This window comes from Sphingomonas sp. (genome assembly GCF_048594985.1).
In the GTDB taxonomy this organism is placed as follows: Bacteria; Pseudomonadota; Alphaproteobacteria; order Sphingomonadales; family Sphingomonadaceae; genus Sphingomonas_I.
The window spans coordinates 1-1,500 of record NZ_JBMDXG010000031.1 but is presented as its reverse complement, the minus strand read 5'-3'; the positions used below and the strand labels follow the sequence as shown (position 1 = coordinate 1,500).

The window sequence follows — 1,500 nt, the reverse complement described above, 5'->3', positions numbered from 1 at the left end:
TCGTGGTTGTTGCGGGAACGCTCGGCCTTACGGCGTCGATCACCCATGCAGCCGACATGACCTACAAGGGCGACCCGGCCTACGCCCCGACCGAATCGCGCGATCGCCAGTGGACGGTCACGCTCGGCGGCTATGTGATGGGCGTGCCGACCTGGATGGGCTCGGATGAGTATGAGTTCGGCTTCAAGCCGATCATCAGCATCAACCGCGCGGACCGGCTGAGCGAGTTCAAGAGCTTCAACGACAATCCGAGCATCGCGCTGTTCGATAACGGCGTGTTCGAGGCCGGTATCACCGGCACGATGACATGGAAGCGGGACTCGTCCAGCTCCTATGCCCTGCGCGGCATGTCCAACATCGATTATGCCTATCAGATCGGCGGCTACGCCCAGTGGTTCCCGATGGACTGGCTGCGCCTGCGCGGTGATGTTCGCTATGGCTTTGGCGGTTTCGAGGGCGTGGTGGCGGACTTCGCCGTCGACGCCATTCATTTCAGCCCGGAACTCTGGGGCGTCACCCTTTCTGCCGGCCCGCGCATGACGCTGGCCAGCTCGGGCTATACCGACACCTATTACGGAATCACCCCGGCCGAGGCGACGTTCGCCCAGGCGCTCGGCAATCCGCTGACGCCCTATAAGGCCGGCGGCGGCATCTATTCGGTGGGCTTCGGCGGGCAGGTGGTGAAGCGCTTCACCGAGAACATCACCGGCTCGATCTTCGCCGAGTACAAATATCTGATGGACGACGCGGCCGACAGCCCGCTCGTTGTGCAGAACGGCGACCGCAACCAGTTCCAGGCCGGCGTCTCGCTCGCCTATACGTTTGTCCTCGGTTTCGAGTAGTTGCGCGGGCCGGGTTACCGGCGCGCTTTCCCTTGCGGCGCGGGCACGGCTCGCGCTTGGGAGCCCTGGGCGGCTCCCTGCCTCGTTCGGGCGCTCAACATGCTGAAAAATCCGGCATTTTGTGTCGAGCGCATGACGCTGTGAGGTGTTGTGCGGCGCGGGGCGTGGCGATATAAGCTGCCCCCGATAGGGGTGCCCCCGGAAAACGAGGACCAAGGCCGATGTCGGTTGAGATCGACCAAGAGTATCGCCCCCGCGAGGACGAGCCTTTCATGAATGAGCGGCAGCGGGAGTATTTCCGCCACAAGCTGCTGCAGTGGAAGGAAGACATCCTGCGCGAGGCGAAAGAGACGCTTCAGCACCTTCAGGACGAGAATCAGAACCACCCGGACATCGCCGACCGTGCGTCGTCGGAAACCGACCGCGCCATCGAGCTGCGGGCCCGCGACCGTCAGCGCAAGCTGATCGCGAAGATCGAATCCGCGCTGGAGCGGATCGATGACGGTTCCTACGGCTATTGCGAGGAGACCGGCGAACCGATTTCGCTCAAGCGCCTTGAGGCCCGTCCGATCGCGACACTGTCGATCGAAGCGCAGGAGCGGCACGAGCGCCGCGAACGCGTCTATCGCGACGACTAGAAATCACCGGTCGTCCATCT

Annotated in this window: 2 protein-coding genes; both read left to right on the top strand. The window is 63.5% G+C overall.

The features are described from left to right. The coding region (locus tag ACOJSF_RS01225) for a MipA/OmpV family protein (RefSeq protein WP_420140423.1) at positions 1-842 on the top strand (842 nt) is incomplete at its 5' end. A 221-nt stretch (positions 843-1,063) separates the two neighbouring features. After that, positions 1,064-1,480 (top strand): RNA polymerase-binding protein DksA, encoded by a 417-nt coding sequence (gene dksA / locus ACOJSF_RS01220; RefSeq protein WP_126280180.1) that lies wholly within the window; start codon positions 1,064-1,066, stop codon positions 1,478-1,480. Positions 1,481-1,500 lie beyond the last annotated feature (20 nt).